At 61.2% G+C, this 1,651-nt stretch carries 3 protein-coding genes and 1 pseudogene; 1 reads left to right on the top strand and 3 read right to left on the bottom strand.

Annotation, left to right across the window (positions count from 1 at the left end):
- Positions 1-146, bottom strand: a pseudogene (locus EP26_RS30740) (IS6 family transposase); the annotation flags it as partial.
- 247 nt (positions 147-393) lie between these two features.
- Here EP26_RS30740 and EP26_RS30745 point away from each other — a divergent pair.
- Entirely contained in the window at positions 394-777 is a 384-nt protein-coding gene (locus EP26_RS30745) for a nuclear transport factor 2 family protein (protein WP_043345356.1), read from the top strand.
- Between the two features lie 231 nt (positions 778-1,008).
- Here the strand turns inward: EP26_RS30745 and EP26_RS30750 are convergent, their stop codons facing one another.
- Both EP26_RS30750 and EP26_RS30755 read right to left on the bottom strand, forming a co-directional pair.
- The gene (locus EP26_RS30750) at positions 1,009-1,305 is read right to left on the bottom strand and encodes an antibiotic biosynthesis monooxygenase family protein (protein WP_043345355.1); all 297 of its coding nucleotides are present in this window, start codon (positions 1,303-1,305) and stop codon (positions 1,009-1,011) included.
- Between the two features lie 52 nt (positions 1,306-1,357).
- The coding region (locus EP26_RS30755) for a transposase (RefSeq protein WP_043345358.1) at positions 1,358-1,651 on the bottom strand (294 nt) is incomplete at its 5' end.

Below are 1,651 nucleotides of genomic sequence, written 5' to 3' on the forward strand. Positions count from 1 at the left end.
CTAACCACGATGCCGCGTGCCGCCAGCATCTCCTCGATCATGCGAAGGCTAAGCGGAAAGCGGAAGTACAGCCAGACCGCATGGCTGATCACCTCAGCCGGAAAGCGATGACCGGCATAGAGCGACTTGGCGGCAGGCGAGCACATTCCGGTTCCCTACCGGGCCAGCCACAGCCCGCCAAGCCCCACCCAACCTGACAGTGCCTCGCCCCCTCCAGTTGCTTCAAGGCGATGAACGTCGGTACAAACTCCAGTCACCACCCATCGCGAGGAAGAGGGTCGCGGACACGATCGCTGAGACGGCCCTAAAGCCCTCTTGGGTTTCCGCAAGGATGATCAGGACGAAGCCGGTTACCACCACGATTCTTTCAAAACCACTCGGGCGGGGTTCACCATGAGCGACCAAGCCAGTCGGAACAAGCAGGCCGCGATCGGCTTCTATGACCTGATGTTCAACCAGTGCCGTCCGGCGGAGGCGGTCAAGCAGTATGTCGGTGACCGATACATCCAGCACAACCCCGTTGTGCCGGACGGCAAGGAAGGCTTCGTCGCCTACTTTGAGCGGATGGCGAAGGAGTATCCCGGCAAACGTGTCTATTTCGTACGGGTGTTGGCCGAAGGCGACTTCGTTGTCCTTCATACCCGCCAGGAATGGCCCGGCGATTCGGATTGGGTGAGCATGGACATCTTTCGCTTCGAGAGGGGGAAAATTGTCGAGCATTGGGACGTGTTGCAGCGTGTCCCTGCTGAAGCCGCCAACCCTAACACCATGTTTTAAGGTCACTCGAACGATCACCCGTTGGCTGCTTGGACACCAGAGCGCAGCGACGCCAAGTCTTTCCGCTGCTTGCGCGGGGGCCTTGGCCCACCATGGAGGGCTCGGGTCCTTCGAATGCCTCAATGGCGAAGAGGGGACCAACGGAAATTCGGTCCGCGTGAACATCAGCGGTGTGGCATCGACCAAAAAGGCTCGCTGCTGCCGTAGGCGATGAAGTGCGGGCATGGAGCGTCACGGCTGCGACCCCGTCTCCACGTGGAAAACGATGGGGTCGCCGGAGAGCAGCGGTGCGAGTGGCGCCATGAAGCGAGCGTGGGCTTCGCTCGGCTCGAATCCTTGCGTGTGGGCCGCCACGTCCCGCCAATCCACTGCTAGCAGGTAGAGATCGGCATTCTCGAGCGCTGGGACAAGGCGGTGCCGGATGTAGCCGTTGGCACTGGTAAGGAGTGGAGCGACATTGGCGAATGCAGCCGCGAACGCCGAACTGGAGCCGGGGAGAAGGCGGAGAAGCGCGAGTTCTGTGATCATCTGATCCCTTCCGAGTTAGGGCGAACGACCGGCTTATACCAAATCCCGCTGATCAGAACCGGTGTGCCCAATCGCGCAGTCCGATGGACATGATAGTCCAGGGCTGCTCGACGAGGCGGTTCCAAGCGCGACAGCATTGGTCGACGACGTCGTCGTAGCAGCGGAAGACGCGGTTCGACAGCCAGTTGTCCCGCATGAACTGCGAGGTGTTCTCGACCGGGTTGAGCTCAGGGCACTTGGGTGGCAGCGGAATGAGGGTGATGTTCGGCGGTACCTCGAGCCTGTCCGATAGGTGCCATCCGGCTTGGTCGAGCAGCAGCACGGCATGTGCACCAGGTGCGACCGC

The organism is Belnapia moabensis DSM 16746 (assembly GCF_000745835.1).
Lineage (GTDB): Bacteria > Pseudomonadota > Alphaproteobacteria > Acetobacterales > Acetobacteraceae > Belnapia > Belnapia moabensis.